This is a genomic window from Variovorax paradoxus (genome assembly GCF_030815975.1).
GTDB lineage: Bacteria > Pseudomonadota > Gammaproteobacteria > Burkholderiales > Burkholderiaceae_C > Variovorax > Variovorax paradoxus_N.
Window position 1 is genome coordinate 1,736,519 of the sequence record NZ_JAUSXL010000002.1, and the last position, 25,753, is coordinate 1,762,271.

Below are 25,753 nucleotides of genomic sequence, written 5' to 3' on the forward strand. Positions count from 1 at the left end.
TCCGTTTTCACTTGCCCTGCCCGCCGGCCGGCGCCGCGGCTGGGCCGGGTACGTTCGGCAGGATGGATCGTGGCACCTTGGCTATCTTGGGGTCGGCCCAGGTGCCTTCGATATGGAACTCCTGCGTGGCGGCGGCGGCCAACGGCTTGCTCAGCACCCACTGCGCGAGGAAGGTGCCCAGGCCGATCGCGGGGTTGATCGCGGTGGCGACCAGCGCGGCCGTGCCGGCGTTGATTTCGGGCACCACCACCACGCGCAGGTCCTGCGTCTCGCGCACGATATCGGCCGAGCCGTCCATCAGCGCGCCTGCGTTGACGCCCTTCATCTGCAGGTTGTTGGTGCTCGCGATGCCGTTGTGGATCTTCGCGTCGCCGCGGATGAAGTCGAAGGCGAAGCCCTGGCTGAAGACATCGCGGAAATCCAGCGTGAGCCGGCGCGGCAGTGCCTGCAGGCTCAGCACGCCGAGCAGCTTGGCAAGCCCCGGGTCGGCCTTGAGGAACTGGCCCGATTCGACGTTGATCTGAAGCTGTCCGCCCAGGCTCGGATAGTCGAGCGAGAACGGCGAGCCGCGCCAGTTGACCTCGCCTTCGAGCCGCCCGCTGCCGCGCCGCAGCACGCCGGACATGCCGAAGCGCGCAAGCAGGTCGCCGGCATCCGCGATGTCCAGCCTGAAGGTCATGGCCGTGCGGCGCTGCTCTGCGCGCCCCGGCGTGCCGCCCGGCGCGGCGGCCCAGGTGCCCTTGGCCGAAAAACTGGCCTCGGGCATGGTGAAGCTCAGCTTGTTGAGCATCCATTCGCGGCCCGCGCCGCCGCGGTTGACGGCATCGATTTCGGCACGGCCCAGGCGCTTGCCCAGCAGCTCGAAGTCGTCGATGACGATGTCGAGCGCGGGCAGCGTGCCGGGCTGCTCGTCGAGCAGGGTTTCGACCTGCTTGGCCTCCGTGGGCGCAATCTTGAGCCGCGCGAGCCGCGCATAGAGCCGCCCGGCCTGGGCGTGGCGGTACTCGGCGTAGCCGCTGAGTTCTGTGGCGTCGATGTTGGCGCGCCAGAGCGCGCCCTCGCGCGTACCGCCGAGCACCACGTTGTGCAGCGTGCGGCCTGCGATGCCGAGCTCCTGCGCGCGCACCGCAATGCGCGTGGGCAGGTAGCCCATGGCCGCGTCTTCGGGCCGCTCGGCGCCGCCCGCCGCCTCGGCCGTGCTGCTTCCGGTGTCGCCAACCAGGGCCTGCCATGCGGGCATGTCGAACTTTGCGATGTTGACATTGGCCAGCACGCCCTTGTCGGGCACGCTGGCGGTCTCCCCCGCGGCCAGGCCGATGCCGATGCTTCCGCGCAGCACGCGCGCCTCGGCACCCGAGATGTCGCGCACATATTGAACGGTGCCGACGCGGCCGAGCTCCATCGAGAGCTGGTCCTGCACGGCCACGGCAGCGCCGGCCCGGGTCTCGCGCTGCAGCACCTTCTTCTCGATGCGCAGCGGCATCTGTTCGTCGGCCGTCTTCACGAGCGGCGCGGGCAGCTGCAGCGCCAGGCCTTGCAGCGTGCTGGTGAGCGAGAACTCCGGCGCGCCGTCGCGCATCGAGAAGGTGGCCGCGTAAGGCGTGCTGCCGCTCGCCTTGGCCGCGATGCGCGCGAGCCACTCGGCCTCGCGCGCGGCGCGCAGGCCCTCGGCCGTGGCCGTGCCCTGCGCCTTCAGCGCCACCTCGCGGTTGGGCCCGGCGAAGCGGCCGCGGCCTTCGACGCGAACGTCGCCGCCCAGCAGCCTGGCGTTGACGCCGTTCAGCGAAAAGCCCGTTTCGGTGAAGCCGACGACGCCCTTCGCATGCGTGAAGGACGGCGCTTCGGGCACCAGCTGCAGCTCGTTGTCGGACAGCGCGATGCTGGCCTGGACCTTGGCCGTGTCCAGCGCGGCCAGCGGCAGTTCGAGATGCAGGCGGTAGTCGGCCGTGCCGGTGGCCCGTGCGCGGGACAGCGCCTCGCCGGTTTCGCCGGCCAGCGGCGCGCCGACGCGCAGCAGTTCGCCGAGCGGGCCCTTGGCCTGGGCATCGACGCGCAGCAGCGAGGCGTGGTGCGACATGTCGGCAATCTGCGCCTCGGCCTTGGTCACCTCGATGCCGTTGGCGCCGGCCAGCCGCCCGCGCGCGTTGCGCACCAGCATGCCCGCGCGCTCGAACACCAGTTCGCCCGAAAGCCCGGTGAGCGCGGGCCAGGCCGGCGCGGGCGCACCGCTGCGGGCCGCCGAGGGCGGCGCCTTCGATGCCGTCGACGCGGCCATGGCCGAAGTCGGCGGCACATAGGCGTAGTTGACGTCGGACACCTTGGCCACGATGCGGAACTCGCCCTGCTTCGGGTCCATGAACGGCATGTCGTGCAGGTCGCCGCGCACGCGGAAGTCGACGCTGCTGGCCGTGCCCTTGGTGACCGCCTCGCGCACGTAGTCGCGCGTGTGCTGGGGAATCTCGAGCGGCAGGTAGCGGAACACGCGCGTGCCGTCGGCGCGGGTCAGCTTGCCCTGCAGGTCGAGCACGCCGGGGTAGCGCGCGCGGCCGGAAGACACGGCGGGGTCGCTGGTGCGCCAGCTGGCTTCGGCTTCGCCGTCGGCATCGGCATTGGCGAAGCGCAGCTTGGAAACCTGCAATTGCGCATGGCCCTTGTCGAGCTTCCACTGCAACTGGGCCGCGAGCCGGTCGATGGGGATGACCGGTTCCTCGAACACGCCCGGAAATTCGAGCGTGCCCTGCGCCATCGACAGTGCGGCGTTGCCGCCGGCCTGGGTGGCATCGAACTCGATGGTGGCGCCACTCAGGCCGGGCGAGCCGGCGTGCGGCCGTTGGGCAGCAGGCGTGGCGCCGGCAGAGCCGGTTGCGGCGGCCGGCGGGACGGTGGCGGCAGCTGCCGGTGGCGCCGGCTGCGACGCGATGCGCAGGCCGCTGACCCGGCCCTTGGCCTGGTAGCGCTCGGGCGCGCCCAGCGAACCTTGCCAGTTCAGGTCGATGCGCTCGACCAGTCCGCGCGGCGCATAGGCATCGAGCACGCGGTGCGTGGCGTCGCCCAGCGGCAGCCGGTCGGCAATCAGGGCCAGCGCGGCCAGGTCGAGCCGGTCGGCGCGCAAGGCGCCCTGCTCGGGCGTGCGGCCGCGCGCGGGCGCGTGCTTCAGCCACAGGTTGCCGCCGGGCCAGCGCATGCCGTCGGCGGTGTCGAACTGCAGGGCGGTGGTCGAGAACTCGAGCTGCTCCTCATTCAGCTGGCCGGCCAGCCGGCCGGTCACCGAGCGCAAGACCAGCGGCTGCAGGCCCCGGCCCAGCGAGGCATCGATGCGGTTGAGCCCGAGGTCCGCCGCGCCGCCCACGATCTGGCCCTTCTTCATGTCGGCCCAGAGGCGCAGTGCACCGCTGCCTTCACGGATGCGGGCGTCGAGGGAGACATAGCGGCCCAGGCGGGTGACGTCGATATAGGGCAGGTCGGCGTAGACCTGGCCGTCCCAGGTCTGCCAGCGGCCGGAGCGCACCGACAGCAGCGGCTGGCGGAACTGGCCGCGCAGCGTGAAGCGCTCGCCCCATCCGACCGGCGGCGTGGCATCGAGCCGCAGACCGTGGCGCCGGGCGGTGTTGCGCGCCACAAAGCGCACGTCGGTCAACAGCAGGGGCTCGGCCTGGCGCTGCTCGTCGGTCCAGCGCACGGTGCCGCCTTCGACCACCAGCTCGCGCTGGGCGAAAAACCAGTCGGCGGCGCGGGTCTCTCCGGTGGTGTCGGTGGACATGTGGAGACCCGCCACGTGCAGCTTGCCGAGCGCGTCGCGGCGCACGTCGACCTGCGGCCCCTCGATATAGAGCTGCTCGAAATTGAGGCGCCACAACGAGCGCGGCGACACGCTGGCCACCACCCGCACGAGGCGCAGGGCTTCGCGCTTCTGCGCATCGTGCAGCACCACGTCGCGCAGTTCGAAGACGGGAAACAGGCTATCGGAACGGGCGGTGATCGACCCGATGCGCACGGGTACCCCGATGGCCTTGCTGGCTTGTGCCTCGAGCGCACCACGGTAATCGCCGATTCGCGGCACAATCCACGCGTGTAGGACAACCACTGACAGTGCCAGCAGAAGCCATGCAGCGATCAGTAAACCCAACAGCCAGCGCGCCGTCGCAGCGGTGATCTTGAGCAGACGTGAAGGGGAAGACGCCGTGTCGTTCATTGAGGATCGCGCTGTGTCCGGAATTATGACCGCCAGCATTCAGAGGGGTTCCACGGAAACCAACACCAGTGTGAACCAGTTGCCAGCCACGCCATCGACAGAAGCGACCGAGGTCGCGTTCTCTTCCTATTCGCGCTTCGTCCAGCGCCTGCGCCGCAGGTATGCGGCCGAGCTTGCATTGCTTTCCCCTGGCGCGCCGCGGCGCGAGTCGATGTCGAAGGCCTACGAGGCATTGCGCGAACGCGGGGACGGCGTCGGCGATGCGCTGCGCATTGTGCGGCAGTTGGTGATGGAGCGGCTTGTCACCCTCGATTGCGATGCCCAGGCGCCCCTGGCCGTGGTGACCACCGCCGTGACCGAGCTCGCGGAATTCGCGCTCGACGTCGCCTGCCGCGACGCCTGCCAGGAACTCGATGCGGTGCACGGCGCCCCGCTGGGCCCCGAAGGGCAGCGCGCGCAGCTCTGGGTGGTGGGCATGGGCAAGCTCGGTGCGCGCGAGCTCAACGTGTCGAGCGACATCGACCTGATCTACCTGTACGACCTGGACGGCGAAACCCGCGGCGACGCCGATGGCCGCGGCCGCCTGTCGAACCAGGAATATTTCTCGCGCGCCGTGAAGCGCATCTATGCGCTGGTGGGCGACATCACCGAGCACGGCTTCGTGTTCCGCGTCGACCTTGCGCTGCGGCCGAACGGCAACTCCGGGCCCAGCGTGGTGTCGCTCGACGCGCTCGAAGAATACTTTCAGGTGCAGGGCCGCGAATGGGAGCGCTTTGCCTGGATGAAGAGCCGCGTAGTGGCGCCGCGCGACATCGTCGCGGAAGGCCTTGCGCAGGGCCTGCGCGCCACGGTGCTGCCCTTCGTGTTCCGCCGCTACCTGGACTACAGCGTGTTCGATTCGCTGCGCACGCTGCACCGGCAGATCCGCGAGCAGTCGGCACGCCGCAGCGCGGGGCGGCCCGAGCGCGCCAACGACGTCAAGCTCTCGCGCGGCGGCATCCGCGAAATCGAATTCACCGTGCAGCTGCTGCAGGTGGTGCGCGGCGGCCAGTTTCCCGAACTGCGCACCCGACCCACGCTCGACGCCTTGCAGCGGCTCGCGCGCGCCGGCCTGATGCCGCAGGAAACCGCCGACACACTGGCCGCGGCCTACGAATTCCTGCGCCGCGTGGAGCACCGCATCCAGTACCTGGACGACCAGCAGACCCACGTGCTGCCGGTGGCCGACGACGACCTGCGCTGGATCGCGCAGACCATGGGCTATGCCGGCTGCTGCCCCTTCCTCGAGCAGCTCGACACGCACCGCGAGTTCGTGGCGCAGGAGTTCGACAAGCTGCTCGGCGGCGAGAAGCCCTGCAACGGCAAGTGCAACGGCAAGAAGGCCGCCGCGCCCACCGACCTGGCCGACCTGCTCGACGACCTGCCGCCGGCCTTTGCCGACCGCATCCGCAACTGGTGCGAGCAGCCCCGCGTGCTGGCCCTGCGCGAGGAAACGCGAGCACGGCTGCGCCAGCTGGTGCAGCGCACCGGGCAATGGCTGAAAGAGCCCGACGGCGACGGCCCCGGACAAACGCCGCGCCATGTGGATGCCGCACTGCGCTGGGCCGACTGGATCGAGCCGCTCCTGCGGCGCGAGAGCTACCTGGCGCTGCTGGTCGAACGGCCCGCGGTGCAGGAACGGCTGCTGCGGCTTTTGGGCGCCGCCAAGTGGCCGGCGCGCTACCTGATGCAGCACCCCGGCGTCATCGACGAACTCGCGAGCGACGAGATGCTCTCGGGCCGCTTCATGGCGGCCGAGTTCGAGCGCGAACTCGAGGCGCGCCACGCCTCGCTCAGCCGCACCGGCGAAGCCGACGAGGAGCGCCTGCTGAACCTGCTGCGCCACGCCCACCACGCCGAGGTGTTCCGCACGCTGGCGCGCGACGTGGACGGCCGCATCACCGTGGAGCAGGTGGCCGACGACCTGAGCGCGCTGGCCGACACCACCTTGCGCGTGACGGCCAGCTGGTGCTGGCCGCATGTGCGCAACCGGCACCGCGAGCTGCCGCAGTTCGCGATCATCGGCTACGGCAAGCTCGGCGGAAAAGAGCTGGGCTACGGCAGCGACCTCGACATCGTGTTCGTCTACGAAGACGACGACGAGCGCGCGGGCGAGGTCTATGCGGCCTATGTGCGCAAGCTGATCAACTGGCTCACCGTGAAGACGCGCGAGGGCGACCTGTTCGAGATCGACACCGCGCTGCGCCCCAACGGCAATTCGGGCCTGCTGACGACCAGCTTCGAGGCCTACGAGCGCTACCAATTGGGGCGCGGCAGCAACACCGCGTGGACCTGGGAGCATCAAGCCATGACGCGCGCGAGATTCATCAGCATGGCCCCCACGCTCGGCACTGGCGTGTCCTCGCTGCCCCCCGAGGGGGCGCAGCCCGCCTTGGGGCGGCCCGGCGGCGGGCCGGGCAGCGCCGATCTGGGCACACGCTTCGACCAGGTGCGCGAGGCCGTTCTGGTGGCGCCGCGCGACCACGAGGCGCTGAAGGCCGAGATCATCGCGATGCGCGACAAGCTGCGCGGCGCGCGCCCGGTGAAGGCTGAGCGCTTCGACGTCAAGCACAGCCCTGGCGGCATGGTGGATGCCGAGTTCGCGGTGCAGTTCCTGGTGCTGTCGTCGTCGGGCGAGCATCCCGAACTGATTCCGAACGTCGGCAACATCGCGCTGCTGCTGCGCGCCGAACTGGCGGGGCTGCTGCCCGAAGGCATCGGCCGCAGCGCGGCCAGGGCCTACCGCGAACTGCGCCGCGTGCAGCATCGTGCCCGCCTCAATGAAGAACCGACCCAGGTCACCCCGCCTGCATTGGCCGCCGAACGCGATGCGATGCTGGCGCTGTGGAAGGCGGTATTTGGCTGAGCGCGCCCGCGCCCTCGCCACCCCCGCGCTGGCTGCCTGCGCGGTGGCCGTCGCCGTCCTTCTCGCGGGCTGCGCGAGCGGCACGCGCAGCGGCGGCGGCGCACTGGGCGGCCGCGACGGCCCGGGCAGCAACATCCCCTCAGACCTCGACCGCGTGCCCGATGCCGAGCCCCGCGTCGAAACCATCCGCGGCAGCGGTGGCACCAGCAAGCCCTACACGGTGCTGGGCCGGGCCTACCAGCCGATCACCGACGACCGGCCGTTCCGCGAATCGGGCGTCGCCTCGTGGTACGGCCGCAAGTTCCACAGCGCCTCGACCGCGAGCGGCGAACCCTACGACATGTACGCCATGACGGCCGCGCACAAGACGCTGCCGCTGCCCAGCTACGCGAGGGTGCGCAACCCGGCCAACGGGCGCGAGGTGATCGTGCGCGTGAACGACCGCGGGCCCTTCGTCGACGGCCGCATCATCGACCTGAGCTACACGGCGGCGCTCAAGCTCGACCTGCTGCGCGGCGTGGCGCCGGTGGAGATCGAGCGCATCACGAACGAGGACATCCGCACGGGCGCATGGCGGCGCGATGCGGGCACGGCGTATGCCTCGGCCTCGCAGGTGGCTGCGCCGCCGCCGCCCCAGCGCGTGGCGGCCGCGCCCTCGGCCTGGGCGGCGCCGGTGGCGATGAACGCCGCAGCGCCGGCCGGGGCGATGCCGGTCGCGCCGCAAACGCCGATGGCGTCCATGGCGCCAGGGGCGACTGCCGAGCCCGTGCCGCAGGCTGCGCCGCCGGCGCCCTCGTCCGCAGCCGCAGCCGCAACCGAGCCGGAAGCGGCACCGCCCCGCCAGCCGATCATGGTCACCGACCTTGCGCCGATGGCACCACTCACGGCACCGCCGCCGGCACCCGCGGCCGCCTCGACGGCAAATGCGCCCTCTTCATCATCGGCCGCGGCAGCGGGCTTCTGGGTGCAGCTCGGCGCCTTCCGCGAGCGCGATGGCGCCGAGAGCCTGCAGAACCAGGCCGCGCGCGGCCTGCCCGCGCTGGCGCCGCAGTTGCGCGTGTTCAGCGAGGCCGGCACGCACCGCCTGCAGGCCGGCCCGTTCGCCTCGCGCAGCGCGGCCGGCGAGGCCGTCACGCAACTGCGCGAGAGCCTGCGCATCTCGCCGATGGTGGTCGAGCGCCGCTGATTCAAAGCCTCAGGGCATCGCCTTGGCCGCCACTGGCGAGCGCATGCCGACACCCAGGCGGTTCCACGCGTTGATCTGCGCAATGGCAATCGAGAGTTCGACGATCTCGAGTTCGCTGAAATGCGCCTGGAGCGCCTCGAACTCGGCATCGCGGTCTTCGTGGCGGTCGGCCAGGCGGGTCAGCGTTTCGGCCCAGGCGAGGGCCGCGCGCTCGCGTTCGCTGAAGAAATTCACTTCGCGCCAGGTCGGCAAGCTGTTGATGCGCTGCCAGTCCTCGCCCTGATGGCGCAGGTCGCGCACGTGCATGTCGAGGCAGTGGGCACAGCCGTTGATCTGCGAGACGCGGGCAAAGACGAGGTCGACCAGCACCTTGCCGAGCGTGCTCGACTCGATGGCGCCGTTGACGCCGATCATGGCCTGGAAGGCCTTGGGGGCGATCTTGGCCCAGGTGAGGCGGGGGACGATGGTGTTGCTCATGGCATGTACTCCAGGTGGTTGAAAAATCTGCTTCCTACCCACTGAAGACGGGCCAGCCATTGGCCGTGTGACACACCGCGCGAAAATTATTTCGACGAATAGAGCTGCGCAATGCGCGCGAGCTTGTCGGGGTTGCGCTGCACGCGGACGCGCACGATGCGCTCGCCCTCGATCTCGAAGGTCTGGGCCGATTCGAGCTGGCCGTCGAGAAAGCGCAGCAGCCCCGGCTCGCCGTTGATCTCCACCAGTTCCATGCGCACCGAGGCGCCCATGCGGCGCCAGAGCGCGAAATACAGCTGCGCGAGCCGCTGGCTGCCGCGCAGGACCTTGCTGAAGCTCTGCACCTTGCCGCCGCCGTCGCCGATGAGTTCGACGTCTTCCGCCATCAACGCCTTCAGGTCCTGCAGGCTGCCGCGCGCGGCCGCATCGGCAAAGGCGCGCAGCAGGCGCTGGTGGGTTTCGCGCGGCACCTGGAAACGCGGGCGCGCCTCCTGCACCTGTGCCTTGGCGCGGTGCACCAGTTGCCGGCAGGCGGCCTCGGTCTTGCCGAGCGCGCGGGCCACTTCGTCGTAGCCGGCGTCGAACACTTCGCGCAGCAGGAAGGCCGCACGCGCCTCGGGCGCCAGGCGCTCGAGCACGGCCAGGAAGGCAACGGAGATGCTGTCGGCGCGCTCGAGCAATTGTTCCGGGGTGTCCGGCCCGTCGGTCAGCGTGGGCTCGGGTATCCAGGCGCCGATGTAGTGCTCGCGCTGGACCTTGGCGGCGCGCAGCCGGTCGATCGACAGGCGCGTGACGACGGTGACCAGCCAGGCTTCGGCGCGGTCGAAGGCGGCCTTGTCGGCCTCGTGCCAGCGCAGCCAGGCGTCCTGCACCACCTCTTCGGCTTCCGCGACGGACCCGAGCATGCGGTAGGCGATGCCCTGCAGGCGGCGGCGGTGGCTGTCGAAGGCGAGGGTCGGGTCGTCCATGCCCGATTAGACGTTGGGCACCCGCGGCTTGTGACACCGCGTGCCAAAAAAATCGCCCCGGCAGGCGGGGCGAAGTTCTTATGCGCCCTGGTATTCGGGCTTGGGGCCGAGCGTGGCGGCCAGTTCCTTGCGGTAGCGGTTGAGCTCCTGCACGGTCTTGAAGCTGCGGTTCATCAGGAGGCTCAGGTTGTGCAGGATGCGCTCGCCGACCTTGCTTTCCCAGACCGCGTCGAACTTGATCTGCTTGTCGAGCCAGTGCTCGAGCCAGTCGGGGTCGGGCATGCGGCTCTGGATGGTGTCGTTCGGGAACAGCGCCTTGTTGACGTGCAGGTTGGTCGGGTGCAGCGCCTGGGCGGTGCGGCGCGCGCTGGCCATCAGCACGCCCACCTTGGTGAAGGCGGCGCGCGCCTCGTCGCCGAACTTTTCCATGGCGCGCTTCATGTAGCGCAGGTAGGCGCCGCCGTGGCGGGCCTCGTCCTGGCTCAGCGTGGTGTAGATGTGCTTGATGACCGGCTCGGTGTGCCACTGGGCGGCACGGCGGTACCAGTGGTTGAGGCGGATTTCGCCGCAGAAATGCAGCATCAGGGTTTCGAGCGGCGGGGCCGGGTCGAAGTCGAAGCGCACCTCGTGCAGTTCCTGCTCGGTGGGCGCATGCTGGGGGCTGAAGCGCTTCAGGTACTCCATGAGCACCAGCGAATGCTTCTGCTCCTCGAAGAACCAGATCGACATGAAAGCGGAAAAATCGCTATCGTGGCGGTTGTCGCGCAGGAACATCTCGGTGGCCGGCAGCGCCGCCCACTCGGTGATGGCGTTCATCTTGATGGTCTGCGCCTGCTCTTCCGACAGCAGCGAAGCGTCGAACGACTGCCAGGGAATGTCCTTGTCCATGTCCCAGCGGACAGATTCGAGTTGTCTGAAGAGTTCCGGATAAAGCATCAAAGTCTTTCTAAGGCCGTCGATTTTAGTCGGCTCGTTTGGCGCACCCGTGACAGACGCGCGATGATGCGTGCATAAGCGCGGTCTTATGACGCGAAATGCACACTTTTTTGTCTTCAGGAGCCCCCTTATGCGAATCCCTGCCGCCCTGGCCGCATGCCTCCTTGCCGCTGGCACGGCGCTCGCCCAGGCCCCCTCTCCGACACCATCTCCTGCGCCATCCGCCCCGGCCGACGGCGCCGCCGCTGCAGCCTGCCCGCCCACCCTGCAGCACACCTTCCCGCGGCTGCAGGACGAAAAACCCCAATCGCTGTGCCAGTACGCCGGCAAAGTGGTACTGGTTGTGAACACCGCGAGCTTCTGCGGCTTTACCCCGCAATACAAGGGGCTGGAGGCGTTGGACAGCAAATACCGCTCGCGCGGGCTCGTGGTGCTGGGCTTTCCCTCCAACGATTTCGCGCAGGAATCGGGTTCGAACAAGGAAATTGCCGATTTCTGCGAAAGCACCTTCGGCGTGAAGTTTCCGATGTTCGCGAAGTCGTCGGTGCGCGGCGCCAATGCCAACCCGCTGTTCAAGCAGCTCGCGCTGGCCTCCGGCACCACGCCGAAGTGGAATTTCTACAAATACCTCATCGGGCGGGACGGCAAGGTGGTGCAGGCCTGGTCCAGCATGACGGCGCCCGATGAAAGCGCCTTCGTCAAGGTCATCGAGAGCCAGCTCGCGGCTGGGAGCTGAGGGCCTTGCCAAAGTGAACTGATCGTCACAAACGTTTACCACTGGAGGGGGAACCGGGCTGGCACACTGTGCTCATACCGAGCGAAGGCAGCCAATGCCTTCCAGTTTTCATGTTGCGAGGTCTTCCAGGCGTCTTGTCTGGTCGAAATCCCGAGGCGATTCTTCTCCTCCTCCCTCCCTCCCTCCTTCGCGTCGGGGCGCCTCGCAGCATTTTTGTATTTCCCCAGAGGGGCGGGGCGCGGCAACACCGGCGCCCTGAAACGAAAAAGGCGCCAGAGGCGCCTTTTTTCATGGTTGGGTGTCGATGAAGCTGGGCCGCAGCATCAGCTTGTCGTACAGCTTTGCGAGGTTGGAGTGCTGGCTGCGCCAGTCGATCTCCGGAAAGCGCAGTCCCAGCCAGCCCAGCGCGCAGCCCACGGCGATGTCGGAGAGGCTCAGGTGAATGCCGCTGCAAAAGGGCTTGTCGTTCAGCCCCTTGGCCATGGCGGCGATGCCGCCCTCGACCTTGGCGCGCTGGCGCTCGATCCAGGCGGCGCTGCGCTCGCCGTCGCTGCGGCCAGTCCAGGTGGCCTCCAGGCGCCAGAGCACGCCGGCGTCCATGACGCCATCGGCCAGCGCTTCCCAGGTCTTGACCTCGGCGCGCTCGCGGCCCTGCTGCGGGATCAGCTTGCCCACGGGGGACAGCGTGTCGAGGTATTCGACGATCACGCGCGAGTCGAACATCGCGTCGCCGCCTTCCATGATGAGGCAAGGCACCTTCCCGAGCGGGTTGGAGTGCGCGATCGTGGTGTCGGCAGCCCAGACGTTCTCGATCACGAACTGGTAGTCGAGACGCTTTTCGGCCAGCACCACGCGCACCTTGCGCACATAAGGGCTGGCGGCTGATCCGATCAGTTTCATGAAAGCTCTCTCCCCTTGCATTGATAACGTTTGTTCATGGTCATTTTAGGGGAAGGCCCAAAGAGCGGGTCCGGATCCGTGGCGAACGTGCATCGGCGCCAAGCCACCTAAAATTCGGGGAATGAGCTTCTCCACCGTTTCCGCCCTCTCCCCACTTGATGGCCGCTATGCGGCCAAACTCGCGGCATTGCGCCCGCTGATGAGCGAACAGGGCTACATGCACCGGCGCGTGCAGGTCGAAGTGGCGTGGTTCATCGCGCTGTCAGACTGCGGCTTTGCCGAATTCAAGCCGCTCACGGGCGGCGCCCGCAAGTACCTGCTGGGCTTGGTTGCCCACTTCTCGGAGGCCGACGCACTGGCCATCAAGGACATCGAAAAAACCACCAACCACGACGTGAAGGCGGTCGAATACTGGATCAAGTCCAAGTTCGAAGCCCGGCCCGAGCTGCTGGCCGCCGCCGAGTTCGTGCACTTTGCCTGCACCAGCGAGGACATCAACAACACCAGCCATGCGCTGCAGATCCAGGCCGCGCGCGAGAAGGTGATGCTGCCGGCCATCGACGGGCTGATTGTCAAGCTGCGCGAAATGGCGCACCAGTTCGCCGGCGTCTCGATGCTGTCGCGCACGCACGGCCAGACCGCCAGCCCGACCACCGTGGGCAAGGAAATCGCCAACGTGGCGGTGCGGCTTTCGAAGGCGCGCGCGCAGATCGCCTCGGTGCAGCTGCTCGGCAAGATGAACGGCGCCGTGGGCAACTACAACGCCCACCTCGCGGCCTGGCCCGATTTCGACTGGGAGGCGTTCAGCCGCAAGGTCATCGAAACGCCGGCGCCGCTCGGCCTGGGCCTGAGCTTCCAGCCCTACAGCATCCAGATCGAGCCGCACGACTACATGGCCGAGCTGTTCGACGCGGTGGCGCGCGCCAACACCATCCTGGTCGACTTCTCGCGCGACATCTGGGGCTATGTGAGCCTGGGCTACTTCAAGCAGCGGCTCAAGAAGGGCGAAATCGGCTCCTCGACCATGCCGCACAAGGTCAACCCGATCGACTTCGAGAATGCCGAGGGCAACCTGGGCCTGGCCAACGCGGTGCTGCGCCACCTGAGCGAAAAGCTGCCGATCAGCCGTTGGCAGCGCGACCTGACCGACAGCACGGTGCTGCGCAACATCGGCGTGGCCTTCGGCTATGCCGCGCTGGCCTATGCGAGCCTGGCCACCGGACTGGGCAAGCTGGAACTCAACGAGGAAGCGCTGGCCGAAGACCTCGACGCCTCGTGGGAAGTGCTGGCCGAGCCGATCCAGACCGTGATGCGCCGCTTCGGCGTGCAGGGCGCCTACGAGCAGCTCAAGGAAGTGACCCGCGGCAAGACGGTGACGGCCGAGGCGCTGCACGGCCTGATCCGCTCGCTCGACATTCCCGAGGCAGAAAAGGAACGGCTGCTGGCCATGACGCCCGCAAGCTACACCGGCAAGGCCGCGGAGCTCGCCAGTAGAATCTAGCGTTCCCGCACGTCGATGCACCAGCCGCCCGAGGGCGGCTGTTTGCTTCGTGCCACGCCCCTTTTCAGCCAACGCGCCGCATGCGGCGCGCCAGCCAACAACCAGACGGGGCTCTTTCGAAGTCCCTGTTGTTCATGCTGCGCGCCCCTCTCAGACGCCTCTGGCTGAAGATCCACCGCTGGATCGGCCTCTCGCTCGGTCCGGTACTGGCCCTCACGGCGCTGCTTGGCGCCGTGCTGGTGGTGGCCTTGCCGATCGATCGCTACGCGCATCCTGCCTTCTTCGTGGCTAGGAGCGCAGGCGACGCGCCCGCGCAGCCGCTCGAACCGCTGCGCCAGCGCATGCTGGCCGAGTTCGGCCCTGACACCAGCTTCACGCTGCGCCCGCCGCGCAGCCCCGGCGAGACGCTCTGGGTGTATTTGCGCGGCCCCTGGGACGGCACGCTCTACCTCGACCCCGCGACCGGCGCGGAGCAAGGCCGCCGCGGCTCGCACGAAGGCGCCTACAACCTGCTTTTCGAACTGCACAGCAGCCTGCTGCTGGAAGACACGGGCAAGGGCATCCTGGCCTTCGTGGCGCTGGCCTACCTTTTCCTGCTGGTCACGGGCCTGGTGCTCTGGTGGCCCACGCGCTGGCCGCCGTCGCTGCGCATTTCGCTGAACCGCGGCCTGCTGCGCGGGCTGTTCGATCTGCACCGGACCGGCGGCGCGGTGCTCGGGCTGCTGATTGCGGTGTCGGTGTTCACCGGCGCCTACATGGCGTGGCGGCCGCTCGGCAACTTCATTTCAGCCGCGGTCGGGCAACAGCAGGTCAAGCCGCCCGTGGTTCCGAAGGGCGTCGCGACAGGCCCCCGGCTCTCGCTCGACGAACTCGTCGCCCGCGCCCAGCAGGTGTTCCCGGGCCAGCCGATCGGCTATGTGCAGGTGCCAGCCAGGCCGAACCGCCCGATGCGCGTGCGCTTCCGGCTGCCCGACGATCCGCATCCGAACGGCATCAGTTCCGTGTGGCTGCATCCGCTGACCGGCGAGGTGCTGGCGGTGCGCCGCTGGCAGGACCTGGACGCCGGCAACGGCGCGGTGGTGGTGATCTATCCACTGCACACCGGCGTGCTGGGCGGGCCGGTGCACCAGGCGGTCACGGCGCTGCTCGGCCTTGCGCTCGGCGGGCTGGGCCTGAGCGGCATCTGGCTCTGGTGGCGGCGGCGCCGCGCGCTGGCCGCCGCGGCCCGCGGCATTGCTCTTGCCGACAACCGCACGTCCTCCTGAGCGGGACGCTGCAGCTTTCGATTTCTTGATATCCGAGGAGAAGCCTTGTTCAAACAAAAGAAGTGCGCCGCGCTCGTCATGGCGCTGTTCCCCATCAGCTTCCAGAGCCTGGCGGCCGAAGCCGAGCCCACCGGTGCCGCGTCCGGCGCGAAGTCGCTGGAGGCCGTGACCGTCACGGGCGACTGGCTCGGCACGCCCAGCGAGACCAAGGTGCTCGAGCATCCGGGCGCGCGCAGCATCGTCGAGCGCACGCAGATCCAGGAAAGCGGCGCGACCAGCGTGCGCGAGGCCCTGCGCCAGGTTCCCGGCGTGCAGGTGCAGGAGAGCAACGGCACGGGCGGCAGCGACATCTCGCTCAACGTGGGCGTGCGCGGGCTCACCTCGCGGCTGTCGCCGCGCTCCACCATCCTGCTGGACGGCGTCCCGCTGGCCTATGCGCCCTATGGCCAGCCGCAGCTGTCGCTGGCGCCGCTGTCGCTCGGCAGCCTGGAGGCGGTCGACGTGGTGCGCGGCGCGGGCTCGGTGCGCTACGGCCCGCAGAACGTGGGCGGCATCATCAACTTCGTGACGCGCTCGATTCCCAAGCAGTTCGCGGGTGAAATGAGCGTGGGCGTCGAAAGCGCGGGCCACGGCGGCGGCACCAAGACCTCGCCCACCCTGTTCATGGGTGGCACCAACGAGAACGGCCTGGGCCTGGCGCTGCTCTATTCGGGCACGCACGGCGACGGCTTTCGCCAGAGCAACGACCACACCAGCATCGACGACCTGATGCTCAAGGGCGCCTACCGCCTGTCGAAGACCGACGACATCGCGGTGACGCTGCATCACTTCGAAGGCAAGGGGCGCATGCCGGGCGGGCTGAGCACCGCGCAGTTCGCGGCCAACCCGTTCCAGTCGGACCGCCCGTTCGACGAATTCACCGGGCGCCGCACCGACGGTTCGGTCAAGTACACGCACGACGACGGCGTGAATAAGTTCGAGATGCTGAGCTACTACACGGACTCCTACCGCAGCAGCTACCTCGAGCAGGAAGGCACCGGCGCCAGCGCCGGCCGGCGGCGCCTGACCAGCGCGCCGCGCAACTACAAGACCTACGCCTTCGAGCCCCGCTACTCGCGCCTGATCGATTCGGGCAGCGTGGTGCAGGAAATCAGCGTGGGCGCGCGCTACCTCAAGGAAGAGGCCTCCGAGGTGGCGACGCGCAGCGCCTACTACCGGCCGAGCCCGGGCTTCGACGCCTACGCCCTCGCCCAGCCTGCCTACCAGTCGAGCAAGGGCGGCACCACCGCCCACGCCGTCTACATCGACGACCGCATCGACTTCGGCAACTGGACGGTCACGCCCGGCGTGCGCTACGAATCGATCCGCTCGCACAACGACGTCTTCACGCTGGCCAACGGCCGCGTCACCGGCGCGAACTATCCGAAGATCGATTCCAACGAGGTGCTGCCGACGCTGTCGGTGCTCTACCGCATGAACGAGCGCTGGTCGGTGTTCGCGAACGCCGGCGTGTCGTTCGGGCCGCAGCAGTACGCGCAACTCGCGCAGTCCACCAGCGGCCTGCACCCCGAGAAGGCCAAGACGTACGAGATCGGCACGCACTACAAGGGCGAGGCCTGGAGCGGCGAGCTCACGCTGTTCAACATCAACTTCGACAAGGAACTGCTGCTGGCCCGCTCCATCACCGGCGACGTCGGCCAGTGGACCGACCTGGGCGCCACGCGGCATCGCGGGCTGGAGTCGGCGCTGCGCTATCAGCTCGGCAGCCTGAGCGATTCGCTCAAGGGCCTGTCGGTGTCGGCGACCTACACCTACACGCAGGCCATTGCCAAGGCCGGCGCCTTTGCCGGCCGCGACCTGCCCTTCTACTCGCGCCAGGTGGCCACGCTCGGCGCGCGCTACGAGCGCGGGCCGTGGACCTTCAACGCCGACGTGTACGCGCAGTCGAAGCAGCGCTCGCCGGGCTCGCCGGACGACGGCGCGCAGTACATCACGCTGGAAGACGCGACCGGCCGGCTCGGCAACATTCCGGGCTACGCCACCGTGAACCTGCGCGCCGCGTACGACTTCGGCCCCTCGATGAGCCACCTGAAGCTGGCCGTGGGCGTCAAGAACCTGTTCGACCGCCGCTACTACAACCGCTCGGTCGACAACAACGGCGGCAAGTACGTGGGCCAGCCGCGCACGCTGTACCTGCAGGCATCGGTGGCGTTCTGACGAAGCCCATGGGGGCGAATACACTCGCGCACCCATGGCCCTCAAATCCACCATCTTCAAGGCCGCCCTCGCGGTGGCCGACATCGACCACGGCTACTACGCCGACCATGCGCTGACGCTGGCGCGCCACCCGAGCGAGACCGACGAGCGGATGATGATCCGGCTCGTCGCGCTCGCGCTCAACGCGCACAAGCTGCAGGACGTGTGCCACGGCGACGGCACGCTGGCCTTTGGCGCGGGCCTGTCGAACGTGGACGAGCCCGATGTCTGGCTGCGCGACTTCACGGGCGAGACCAAGCTGTGGATCGAGGTCGGCCAGCCCGAGGACAAGCCCGTCATCAAGGCCTGCGGCAAGGCCGACGAGGTGATCGTCTACTGCTTCAACCACGCCGCCGAGATCTGGTGGCGCGGCATCGAGAACAAGCTCTCGCGGCCGCAGAACCTGCAGGTCTACCGGGTGCCGACCGAGGCCTCCCAGGCGCTGGCCGCGCTGGCGCAGCGCAGCATGCAGCTGCAGGCGACGATCCAGGAGAACACGCTGACGCTGGGCGACGGCACCCACAGCATCGACGTCGAACTGCTGCGCTGGAAGTGATTTCGCAGGCCGGCTGCGGCCAGGCCTTTTCACGGGCGACGGCTTTCTCGCTGAGCAACGGATCCGATGGCTCGGGAGAGAGCGGGATGCAGTTGCAGCCCCCCCAGGTGCCAGGAGTGCGCCAAATCCATGGCGCCGAGCATGCGATACACGGCGTGGCAGTCGCTACTCCGCCTTGATGTTTGCCGACTTCACGATCGTCGCGTACTTCGCGATCTCGCTGCGGATCAGCGCACCGAACTGCGCGGGCGTGCCGCCTTCTGGCTCCAACCCCATCCCCAGCAGCTTCTCCTTCACGTCGGGCTGCGCCAGCATTGCGAGCAATGCAGCGTTGATCTTGTCGACGACCGCCTTGGGCGTGTTCTTGGGCACGACGATCCCGTACCAGGTGCCTGTCTCGAAGCCCGGCAGAGCCATCTCCCCCAGCGCCGGCACGTCGGGCAAAGCGGCGACACGCTTGGTCGACGACACGCCGAGCGCACGCAGCTTGCCGCTCTTCACGAAGGGCACCAGCGTGACCAGGTTGTCGAACTGCGCATCCGTCACGCCGCCGAGCAGATCGGTGGTGGCGGGGGCGCTGCCCTTGTACGGGATGTGCTGCACGTCCACGCCGGCGGCCAGCGCGAAGCTGACGCCACCCAGGTGCTGCGCAGTGCCCGTGCCGCCGTTGCCTACAGTGAGCTTGCCCGGATCGCGTTTGGCCAGTTCGATGAACTCGCGCGCGTTCTGGGCCGGAATCTTGGGATTGACGACCAGCAGCAGCGGCGCATTGACGAGCAGCGCAACGGGCTGGAAGTCAATGGCGGAGTCGTAGCCCAGCTTCGGATACACCGACGGATTCACCGCCATGAAGCCAGCGGCCGCCAGCGTCAGCGTGTAGCCGTCGGGTGCTGCCTTGGCGCCGGCTTCGGCGCCGATGTTGCCGCCCGCGCCGGGCCGGTCCTCGACCACGGCGGGCTGGCCCCAGGCGTTCGACAGGTGCTGCGCGACCATGCGGCCAAGCGCATCCGAGGCGCCGCCGGGCGGGAAAGGCACGATCACGCGCAGGCCCTTGGTCGGGTAGTCGGTGGCCGCCTGAGCCTGTGCCAGCGTCGGTACTGTCACGGCCGCGGTGCAAGCGAGCGCCAGTGCGCAGCGAAGAAAAGCGATGCGATTCATTGGAGCTTCTCCTTCATCAGTCCAGCTTCGCACCAGAGCTCTTCACGACCTGGGCCCAGCGCTGCAATTCCTTGTCCAGAAAGGCGCTGAATTCGGCCGGTGTGCCGGGCATCGGATCAACGCCCATCTTGGTCAGGCTGGCACGGAACTCCGGGTCCTGCAGGATCTTGTTCATCTCGGTGTTGAGGCGAGTGACCACCGGCGCCGGCGTGCCGGCCGGCGCCAGGATGCCAAACCACACGTTGACGTCGTAGCCGGGCACGCCGGACTCCGCCATCGTCGGGATGTCCGGCGCCGCGGACGAGCGCTGCGCGGTGGTCACGGCCAGCGCGCGCACTCGACCGCCCTGCACCTGCGGCAATACCGCCGGCACTTGGTCGAACAGCATCGACGTCTGGCCAGCCAGCACATCGTTCATCGCCGGCGCGCCGCCCTTGTAAGGGACGTGGAGGATGTCGATGCCAGTGCTGGCCTTGAACATTTCGCCCGCCAGGTGGCTGGAGCTGCCATTACCGCTCGAGCCTTGCGACAACTTGCCTGGATTGGCCTTGGCGTACGCGATCAGCTCCTTCACCGAGTGGATCGGCAGCGCGGCGTTCACCGCCAGGATGTTGGCGACACCGCCGTACAGGCCGATCGGCGCGAAGTCCTTGACGGGGTCGAAGTTGAGCTTCGGATACAGCGCCGGATTGATGGCCAGCCCGATCGGGCCCATCAACAACGTGTAGCCATCGGGCGCCGAGCGCGCCACCGCTTCCATCGCGATGTTGCCGCCCGCACCGGGCCGGTTGTCGACGATGAAGGGCTGCCCCAGCGCCTTCGACATGCGGTCGGCGAGCGAACGTGCAAGTACCGACGTGGTTCCGCCTGCGGCGAACGGAACGAGCAACCGGATCGGCTTGTCCGGATACGCGTTTTGCGCGGCGGCGCCCAGCGGGCCGAAGCAGGCGGCAGCCAGCGCGGCCATCAGCGCGAGGCGGCGCGGGAAGCCAGTGGAATGGCAAGGGTTCATGAAAGTCTCCGATAGTTTTTGGGTTGTTGGCAACGAGAGCTGCCGTGCTCAAGGAAAGCCGGCTCAGGAAAAACCGAGGCCGTCGATCAGCGGGAACTGCTTGAAGACCGACTCGTCGATCTCCAGGCCGATGCCGGGCCGGTCGATGGGTTCGACGCAGCCGTCGGCGCCGATCTCGAACGGCGCGCCGAACATGTCCCGCAGCGGGTTGAGCTGGGAAACGCACGCCTCGAAGTACCCGCCGTTGTCGATGGCGGCCAGCAGTTGCACGGTCGCGGCCATGTTGATGCCGCCGGCCGAGCTGTGCGGGTTGACCGGAATGCGCCAGGCCGATGCGGCGGCGGCGATGCGCAGTGTCTCGGTGATGCCGCCGGTTTTCGACAGGTCTGGCTGGAAGATCTGCACGGCGCGTTCTTCGAGCATCCGGGCGAATTCGTAGCGCGTGTAGTGGTTCTCGCCGGCTGCGAGCGGCACGCGATGGCTGATCTGCGCCGCGGCGCGGTACGACGCGAAGTCGTCGCATGCAAAGGGCTCCTCAAGCCAGCCGACCCGAAGCTCTTCGAGCGCCGGCAGCACGCGGCGCACGTCGGCCAGCGTGTAGGCGGTGTTGGCATCCACCAGGATCTCGATGTCGTCGCCCAGCGCCTTGCGCACGGTGCGGATGCGTTCGATGTCGCGCGCCACGGTGTCGCCGACGCGCAGCTTCACCGCCTTGTAGCCGCGCGCCACGTGGCCTTGCGCTTCTTCGGCCAGCGCGGCGGGCGGCTGGTAGCCCATCGCCACACCGCCGGCATAGGCCTTGATGCGCCGCCGGGTGCCACCCAGCAGCTGGTACAGCGGCATGTTCGCGAACTTGCCGCGGATGTCCCACAGCGCAAGATCGATGCCGCTCAAAGCGATGGCCGAAGCAGCACCCAGCCCGTGACTTGCGAGCTGCATGCGATGAACGCGCGCCCAGACGCCGACGACGTCGCATGCATCCATGCCCTTGATCAGTGGGCCGAGCGTGTTGTCGATCAGGCTCGCGACCGCGCCCGGGCTGCGGCCCGGGTGCGATTCGCCGTAGCCGACCAGGCCGTCGGCAGTGGTCACGCGCACCACGATCACGTCGCGCTTCTGTGCGTTGCCGATGCCCATCGGCACGGTACGGCCCTTGGGGAATTCATACGTCAGCGGGAAAGCGGTGACGCTCTCGATCTTCGTGCTCATTGTCATGGTGGCTTTCTCACGCGATCGCATGGCGTTCGACGAAGTCTTGCCGGACCGTGATGCCCAGGCCCGGCCGATCGGGAATCTCGACCGTGCCGTCCTCCACGGTGAACTGCTCCTCGGCCAATTCCTGCAGCAGCGGATTCGCGCCGACCGAGTACTCGAGCAGCCAGCCCGCGGGCGATGCGGCAGCGACGTGCATGCCGGCTGCGAAGGCAAGGGCGCCCGTCCAGAGGTGCGGGGCCAGCTTGATGTTCCAGGCCGCGGCGATGGCGCCTATGCGCATGGCTTCGGAAATGCCGCCGCAGATGGCGAGATCGGGCTGGAACACATCGGCCGCGCGCAGCTCGGCCAGGTCGCGGAAGTCGAAGCGGTTGAATTCGCTCTCGCCAGCTGCGATGGGAATCGCAGTGGCGGCACGCACTTCGGCCATGCCGCGCTTGTCGTCACCGGTGACCGGTTCCTCGAACCACAGCAGGTTGCAGTCCTCGACCAGCCGGCAGAAGCGCTTGGCTTCGGCGACGGTGTAGGTGCCGTGGGCGTCGCAGGCCAGGCCGATGTCCGGCCCGAGCGCCTTGCGTGCCGCGATCACGCGCCGTGCGGAGTGGATCGGATCGCCATCGATTACGCCGACGCGCATCTTCACCGCCTTGAAGCCGCCGCGCGCCACGTAGCCGAGCAGCTGTTCGCCGATGTGTTCTGCATCGGCCCAGCCGCCCGAGGCGTAGGCCGGCATGCGCTCGGCCTTGCGGCCGCCGAGCAGGCGCCACACCGGCGCATTGAGGTGTTTACCGAGCAGGTCCCACAGCGCCATGTCGATGCCGCTGATGGCCGATATCGAGACGCCGCGACGTCCCATGATCGGGAACACATGGCCGTGCGCCAGCGCGTAGTGACCGCGCGAGCCGTTGTACATGAGCTCCCACAGCCGGTTGATGTCGCGCGGGTCTTCGCCGATGAGACTGGGACCGAACTTCTGGTTGATGATGGCCACGAGGCCGTGGCTGTTGCCCTCGCTGCCGACTTCTTCCTTGGCTTCGCCCCAGCCGATCAGTCCGCATTCGGTCTCGATGCGGACCAGCACGGAATCGAAGGAAGCGACGCGGCCGAAGTCGGACACATGCTGCTTCTCGTAGGGAATGGGAACGTGGAGCCAGCGGGCTCGAATGCTTGCGATTTTCATGCGGCTTGCAGGATTGACCAGCGCGCGAGGATGGCTTCTTGCGCTTCGGGGTTGACGAAATGGCGAGGCAGCTTTCCTTGCAGCATCTCCAGCACCTGGGCAACGGCGCCTTCGCTCATGCGCCGCATGCTTTCCGGGGTGATGCCGGCCAGGTGCGGCGAGAGCAGCACCTGGGGCAGGCTGCGCAAAGGTGAATCGGCGGGCAGCGGCTGCGTGTCGAACACGTCTAGCGCCGCACCGCTCAGCCGGCCTCTGCGTAGCGCATCGACCAACGCGGCCTCGACGACGACAGGGCCGCGCGCCACGTTGACCAGGCGCGCGCCAGGCTTGATGCGGGACAGCGCGTCGGCACCGATCAGACCGCGCGTCTCCGGCGTCAGCGGACAGGCGAGCACCAGGTAATCGGTCTGCGGCAGCGCATCGGCCAGAGGCAGGTAGCGCAAATACGGTGGGAGTTCGCCGGCCGGCGGATGGCGGCGCACGCCGATCACCTGCATGCCGAAACCGGCGCCGCAGATGCGCGCGAGCGCCTGGCCGATGGCACCCATGCCAACCACCGTCACGGTCTCCCCAGCAAGATCGGCACCGCTGTCGGCGACCTCGCGGGCCGTGTTCCAGCCTTCGGCGCGCAACGCGACGTCAACCTGCGGCAACCGGCGCGCGAGCGCCAGCATCTGGGCGAGCACGTACTCGGCGACGCTGCCGGCATTGGCACCAGGCACGTTGGCCACAGCGACCCCGGCGCGGCTGGCGACATCGACCGGAATCATGTCCAGCCCGGCGCCGTGCCGCACCACGGCGCGCAGCAGCAGTGCCTCGTCGAACAGCGCCGCCGGCAGGGGCGCACGGACGACGACGAAGCTGGCTTTGCGCGCTTCTCGACGCAGCGTGTCGGGGTCGCTGGCGCTGGCCACGCGTACGTCCGCATGACGGCCCAGCAATTCAGCCTGCTGCGGGTCGATCGAGTTGGTGAGAAGGACGAGAGGAAAGGCAGCGGCCACAGGCGGCAATCTGTTGGAGACCGAAAGAAGAAAGGCGCGAGCTCAGCGCGGCGCGATGCCAGGCGAAGTGGCTGCGCCGCCGGCGTCCGGACCGACCTGCGCCATCCAGAAGCGCTCGACGTTGCCGAGGTGGTCGCCCAGGATGTCCATGGCACGCGTCGTGTCGCCGGCCGCGACGGCGTCGCGCAACGCGGTGTGCTGCGCCAATGAGCGCCTGGCGTTGGCCGGATCGTCGAAGTAGCGCTCGCGACGCGCGCGAGATGCGAGCCAGAACGAATTCGCCGCACGCTGGATGAGCTTGTTGCCGCTGGCCGCGCAGAGCGCGATGTGAAAGCGGGCGTCTTCCGCGCTCAGCGACTGGCCGGCCGCAAGGCGCGCGCGGGACGTCGCGAGCACCTCGTCGATCTGCGCCAGATCGGCATCGGTGCGGCGGCTGCAGGCCAGGCGCACCGACTGCACTTCGAGCATCGAGCGGAATTCATTGAGGTCTTTGACGTCGGCGGGTGAAACGGGCATGCCAAGGTCGGACTCGATGACCAGCATGTCCAGCGATGCCTCGCGCGCCACGTCGCGCAGGTAGATGCCGGACTGCGGACGGCGCTCGACCACGCGCAAGGTTTCCAATGTAGACAGCGTTTCCCGCAGCAGGCCGCGGCTGACGCCAAAACGCTCCGCCAGTTCGCGCTCTGAAGGAATACGTTCCCCAGCCGTGTAGCCGCGCTCCCGAATGAACGGAAGGATGCGCCCGAGCAATTGCGAGCTTTCGGTCGGCACCGGGGAGGCTGAGGGAGCGGGAATTGCGGCAGTCACCATATCGTGCAAAATTGGTAGGACCAAATTGGTAGGGCCAATTTTCCACAGCCGCGAGCTGTTTGCTCTCGGGGGTTACCCGATGTCCGTGTCAGAAAGAAAAAGGCCCACGCGGCCGCAGAACCTGCAGGTCTACCGGGTGCCGACCGAGGCCTCCCAGGCGCTGGCCGCGCTGGCGCAGCGCAGCATGCAGCTGCAGGCGACGATCCAGGAGAACACGCTGACGCTGGGCGACGGCACCCACAGCATCGACGTCGAACTGCTGCGCTGGAAGTAGCCCTACACCATCGGCATCATCGCGCCGCAGTGCCAGCACTGCTCGAAGCCGCCTTCGATCCGCTCGCCGCAGATGCACTGCCAGTTGCGCTGCGGCCGGTGCTGCGCCGCATGCAGCACCTGCTGCGCGCGCTCGAACTGCGTTTCGTCGTCGATCCAGATTTCGGGCAGGCACTGGTCGGGCGGCAGCTGGCCCATGACGGCGCCGAGATACTCGCGCTGCACCGTGGCCTCGACGCCCTCCTCGCGCAGCGCGTGCACCCACAGGGCCGCGATGGCGAGGTTCGGTGCCTGGGCAAAGCGACGCATGCGGCGGCCTTTTTTTCTTTCAGGGGGCGTCGTCGGGGCCGAGGGGCTCGGCGGGGTCTTCGGGCCACTGCGGCGGCTCGGCCTCGCGCGCACGCTCCGCGTACTTGTTGAAGCGCCAGGCCGAATCTTCCATGGTGATGCGGCGCCAGGTCACGCGCTTTTCGGCCGGCGACATGGCGGGCCAGTGCTGCACCTCGTCGAAGCTGCGGCCGCACCCCTTGCACTGGTCGTCGCCCTGGCTGGTGGAGCAGATGGCGATGCAGGGGGTGTCGGGCGTGCTGTGGTACCAGTCGAGCCAGGCGGCCCAGGCCTTTTCGGGGAAGCCGAACTCGTCGACCTCGTCTTCATGGTGGAACACCATGAGCGCGTAGACCTCGGCCAGCGCGCGCAGTTCGGGCGCCAGCGTGATGCCGTCGGGCGAGGGGCTTTTCTCCCGCCAATGGTTGATGGCGGCCTCGATGTCGGTGATGTGAATGGCGGCCATGGAAGAGAAAAAACAGCGAGCGGCGATCATAGTCCGGCAATGCCCCGCGTCAGTCGAAGGTTATAGGTGCTGCAAAACACATAGCGCCAGAGCCAATGTTCACAAGGCTTTCGGGAGCATTCCTTTTGAAGCCACCCAATTTTGAGGTTGCCAGAACCCGGGCCTCGATGCTCTAATCCCTCCACGAAGGGGAGTAGCTCCCATCCGCCGTGCACCACAGCGGGATCGACAGGTCGTCAATACGAAGCACAACACTTCCGGCCTGTCGGGCAACACGTGCCCTTGGGTATGCGTTGTCGAGCAAGACCTTCGATTTGAACCTGCGCAGGTTTGATCGAAGCGTTCCTGAATCCCCGGTCATTTTCCGGTCTTCGCCATCGCTTCGACATTCCCGCACGGGATGGATCGAAATGCAACGCATGCGCCGGACCGC

The 25,753-nt window shown here is 68.1% G+C and carries 20 protein-coding genes and 1 pseudogene; 8 read left to right on the plus strand and 13 right to left on the minus strand.

The window, feature by feature from the left end:
- Positions 1-7: 7 nt before the first annotated feature.
- A complete protein-coding gene (locus tag QFZ47_RS11940) occupies positions 8-4,192 on the minus strand; it encodes a YhdP family protein (RefSeq protein ID WP_370880576.1) in 4,185 nt (1,394 codons plus the stop codon).
- 25 nt (positions 4,193-4,217) lie between these two features.
- On the opposite strand from QFZ47_RS11940, the gene glnE reads away from it, so the two are divergent.
- Both glnE and QFZ47_RS11950 read left to right on the plus strand, forming a co-directional pair.
- Positions 4,218-7,097: a bifunctional [glutamate--ammonia ligase]-adenylyl-L-tyrosine phosphorylase/[glutamate--ammonia-ligase] adenylyltransferase gene (gene glnE / locus QFZ47_RS11945; RefSeq protein ID WP_307655827.1), complete on the plus strand. Its 2,880-nt coding sequence runs from the start codon at positions 4,218-4,220 to the stop codon at positions 7,095-7,097.
- Complete coding sequence (locus tag QFZ47_RS11950) at positions 7,090-8,283, plus strand: septal ring lytic transglycosylase RlpA family protein (RefSeq protein WP_307655828.1); 1,194 nt, start codon at positions 7,090-7,092, stop codon at positions 8,281-8,283. The genes glnE and QFZ47_RS11950 overlap by 8 nt, the downstream gene beginning before the upstream one ends.
- 9 nt (positions 8,284-8,292) lie before the next feature.
- On the opposite strand, the gene QFZ47_RS11955 is transcribed toward QFZ47_RS11950, so the two are convergent.
- The 3 genes from QFZ47_RS11955 to QFZ47_RS11965 form a co-directional block, all read right to left on the minus strand.
- Positions 8,293-8,760 (minus strand): carboxymuconolactone decarboxylase family protein, encoded by a 468-nt coding sequence (locus tag QFZ47_RS11955; RefSeq protein WP_307655829.1) that lies wholly within the window; start codon positions 8,758-8,760, stop codon positions 8,293-8,295.
- 86 nt (positions 8,761-8,846) lie between these two features.
- Positions 8,847-9,728: an RNA polymerase sigma-70 factor gene (locus QFZ47_RS11960; RefSeq protein ID WP_307655830.1), complete on the minus strand. Its 882-nt coding sequence runs from the start codon at positions 9,726-9,728 to the stop codon at positions 8,847-8,849.
- 78 nt (positions 9,729-9,806) lie between these two features.
- Positions 9,807-10,664, minus strand: a complete 858-nt coding sequence (locus QFZ47_RS11965) for a ferritin family protein (RefSeq protein WP_124959112.1) — start codon at positions 10,662-10,664, stop codon at positions 9,807-9,809.
- A 130-nt stretch (positions 10,665-10,794) separates the two neighbouring features.
- On the opposite strand from QFZ47_RS11965, the gene QFZ47_RS11970 reads away from it, so the two are divergent.
- Positions 10,795-11,400, plus strand: a complete 606-nt coding sequence (locus QFZ47_RS11970; protein ID WP_307655831.1) for a glutathione peroxidase — start codon at positions 10,795-10,797, stop codon at positions 11,398-11,400.
- A 288-nt stretch (positions 11,401-11,688) separates the two neighbouring features.
- Here the strand turns inward: QFZ47_RS11970 and QFZ47_RS11975 are convergent, their stop codons facing one another.
- Entirely contained in the window at positions 11,689-12,300 is a 612-nt protein-coding gene (locus tag QFZ47_RS11975; protein WP_307655832.1) for a glutathione S-transferase N-terminal domain-containing protein, read from the minus strand.
- A gap of 121 nt (positions 12,301-12,421) precedes the next feature.
- On the opposite strand from QFZ47_RS11975, the gene purB reads away from it, so the two are divergent.
- The 4 genes from purB to QFZ47_RS11995 all read left to right on the plus strand — a co-directional run bounded on the left by purB (position 12,422) and on the right by QFZ47_RS11995 (position 17,878).
- Positions 12,422-13,801: an adenylosuccinate lyase gene (gene purB, locus QFZ47_RS11980; RefSeq protein WP_307655833.1), complete on the plus strand. Its 1,380-nt coding sequence runs from the start codon at positions 12,422-12,424 to the stop codon at positions 13,799-13,801.
- Between the two features lie 134 nt (positions 13,802-13,935).
- The gene (locus QFZ47_RS11985) at positions 13,936-15,066 is read left to right on the plus strand and encodes a PepSY-associated TM helix domain-containing protein (protein ID WP_307655834.1); all 1,131 of its coding nucleotides are present in this window, start codon (positions 13,936-13,938) and stop codon (positions 15,064-15,066) included.
- Positions 15,067-15,144: 78 nt separating this feature from the next.
- Positions 15,145-17,283, plus strand: coding sequence for a TonB-dependent receptor family protein (locus QFZ47_RS11990; RefSeq protein ID WP_307658931.1), 2,139 nt, complete (start codon positions 15,145-15,147; stop codon positions 17,281-17,283).
- Positions 17,284-17,317: 34 nt separating this feature from the next.
- On the plus strand, positions 17,318-17,878 hold the full coding sequence (locus QFZ47_RS11995; protein ID WP_307655835.1) for a YaeQ family protein: 561 nt from the start codon (positions 17,318-17,320) through the stop codon (positions 17,876-17,878).
- Positions 17,879-18,043: 165 nt separating this feature from the next.
- On the opposite strand, the gene QFZ47_RS12000 is transcribed toward QFZ47_RS11995, so the two are convergent.
- From QFZ47_RS12000 to QFZ47_RS12025, 6 genes are all read right to left on the minus strand, one after another.
- Entirely contained in the window at positions 18,044-19,036 is a 993-nt protein-coding gene (locus tag QFZ47_RS12000; RefSeq protein WP_307655836.1) for a Bug family tripartite tricarboxylate transporter substrate binding protein, read from the minus strand.
- Between the two features lie 16 nt (positions 19,037-19,052).
- Entirely contained in the window at positions 19,053-20,048 is a 996-nt protein-coding gene (locus QFZ47_RS12005; RefSeq protein ID WP_370880634.1) for a tripartite tricarboxylate transporter substrate binding protein, read from the minus strand.
- Positions 20,049-20,111: 63 nt separating this feature from the next.
- Positions 20,112-21,263 (minus strand): mandelate racemase/muconate lactonizing enzyme family protein, encoded by a 1,152-nt coding sequence (locus QFZ47_RS12010; protein WP_307655838.1) that lies wholly within the window; start codon positions 21,261-21,263, stop codon positions 20,112-20,114.
- Positions 21,264-21,273: 10 nt separating this feature from the next.
- A complete protein-coding gene (locus tag QFZ47_RS12015) occupies positions 21,274-22,440 on the minus strand; it encodes a mandelate racemase/muconate lactonizing enzyme family protein (protein WP_307655839.1) in 1,167 nt (388 codons plus the stop codon).
- Positions 22,437-23,441 (minus strand): NAD(P)-dependent oxidoreductase, encoded by a 1,005-nt coding sequence (locus tag QFZ47_RS12020; protein ID WP_307655840.1) that lies wholly within the window; start codon positions 23,439-23,441, stop codon positions 22,437-22,439. The genes QFZ47_RS12015 and QFZ47_RS12020 overlap by 4 nt, the downstream gene beginning before the upstream one ends.
- 42 nt (positions 23,442-23,483) lie before the next feature.
- On the minus strand, positions 23,484-24,215 hold the full coding sequence (locus QFZ47_RS12025) for a FadR/GntR family transcriptional regulator (RefSeq protein ID WP_307655841.1): 732 nt from the start codon (positions 24,213-24,215) through the stop codon (positions 23,484-23,486).
- Positions 24,216-24,360: 145 nt separating this feature from the next.
- Here QFZ47_RS12025 and QFZ47_RS12030 point away from each other — a divergent pair.
- Positions 24,361-24,528, plus strand: a pseudogene (locus QFZ47_RS12030) (YaeQ family protein); the annotation flags it as partial.
- A gap of 2 nt (positions 24,529-24,530) precedes the next feature.
- On the opposite strand, the gene QFZ47_RS12035 reads toward QFZ47_RS12030, so the two are convergent.
- Positions 24,531-24,836, minus strand: a complete 306-nt coding sequence (locus tag QFZ47_RS12035) for a putative signal transducing protein (protein ID WP_307655842.1) — start codon at positions 24,834-24,836, stop codon at positions 24,531-24,533.
- 19 nt (positions 24,837-24,855) lie between these two features.
- Entirely contained in the window at positions 24,856-25,320 is a 465-nt protein-coding gene (locus tag QFZ47_RS12040) for a DUF3717 domain-containing protein (RefSeq protein WP_307655843.1), read from the minus strand.
- Between the last annotated feature and the right edge of the window lie 433 nt (positions 25,321-25,753).

What these genes read in the sequence shown, in the direction of transcription:
- QFZ47_RS11960 (WP_307655830.1), bottom strand. Translation starts at nt 9,728, where the DNA reads ATGGACGACCCGACCCTCGCCTTCGACAGCCACCGCCGCCGCCTGCAG.
- QFZ47_RS12010 (WP_307655838.1), bottom strand. Translation starts at nt 21,263, where the DNA reads ATGACAATGAGCACGAAGATCGAGAGCGTCACCGCTTTCCCGCTGACG.
- QFZ47_RS11940 (WP_370880576.1), bottom strand. Translation starts at nt 4,192, where the DNA reads ATGAACGACACGGCGTCTTCCCCTTCACGTCTGCTCAAGATCACCGCT.
- QFZ47_RS11965 (WP_124959112.1), bottom strand. Translation starts at nt 10,664, where the DNA reads ATGCTTTATCCGGAACTCTTCAGACAACTCGAATCTGTCCGCTGGGAC.
- QFZ47_RS11970 (WP_307655831.1), top strand. Translation starts at nt 10,795, where the DNA reads ATGCGAATCCCTGCCGCCCTGGCCGCATGCCTCCTTGCCGCTGGCACG.
- glnE (WP_307655827.1), top strand. Translation starts at nt 4,218, where the DNA reads ATGACCGCCAGCATTCAGAGGGGTTCCACGGAAACCAACACCAGTGTG.
- purB (WP_307655833.1), top strand. Translation starts at nt 12,422, where the DNA reads ATGAGCTTCTCCACCGTTTCCGCCCTCTCCCCACTTGATGGCCGCTAT.
- QFZ47_RS11990 (WP_307658931.1), top strand. Translation starts at nt 15,145, where the DNA reads ATGGCGCTGTTCCCCATCAGCTTCCAGAGCCTGGCGGCCGAAGCCGAG.
- QFZ47_RS11985 (WP_307655834.1), top strand. Translation starts at nt 13,936, where the DNA reads ATGCTGCGCGCCCCTCTCAGACGCCTCTGGCTGAAGATCCACCGCTGG.
- QFZ47_RS12000 (WP_307655836.1), bottom strand. Translation starts at nt 19,036, where the DNA reads ATGAATCGCATCGCTTTTCTTCGCTGCGCACTGGCGCTCGCTTGCACC.
- QFZ47_RS11995 (WP_307655835.1), top strand. Translation starts at nt 17,318, where the DNA reads ATGGCCCTCAAATCCACCATCTTCAAGGCCGCCCTCGCGGTGGCCGAC.
- QFZ47_RS11955 (WP_307655829.1), bottom strand. Translation starts at nt 8,760, where the DNA reads ATGAGCAACACCATCGTCCCCCGCCTCACCTGGGCCAAGATCGCCCCC.
- QFZ47_RS11975 (WP_307655832.1), bottom strand. Translation starts at nt 12,300, where the DNA reads ATGAAACTGATCGGATCAGCCGCCAGCCCTTATGTGCGCAAGGTGCGC.
- QFZ47_RS12040 (WP_307655843.1), bottom strand. Translation starts at nt 25,320, where the DNA reads ATGGCCGCCATTCACATCACCGACATCGAGGCCGCCATCAACCATTGG.
- QFZ47_RS12035 (WP_307655842.1), bottom strand. Translation starts at nt 24,836, where the DNA reads ATGCGTCGCTTTGCCCAGGCACCGAACCTCGCCATCGCGGCCCTGTGG.
- QFZ47_RS12005 (WP_370880634.1), bottom strand. Translation starts at nt 20,048, where the DNA reads ATGAACCCTTGCCATTCCACTGGCTTCCCGCGCCGCCTCGCGCTGATG.
- QFZ47_RS12015 (WP_307655839.1), bottom strand. Translation starts at nt 22,440, where the DNA reads ATGAAAATCGCAAGCATTCGAGCCCGCTGGCTCCACGTTCCCATTCCC.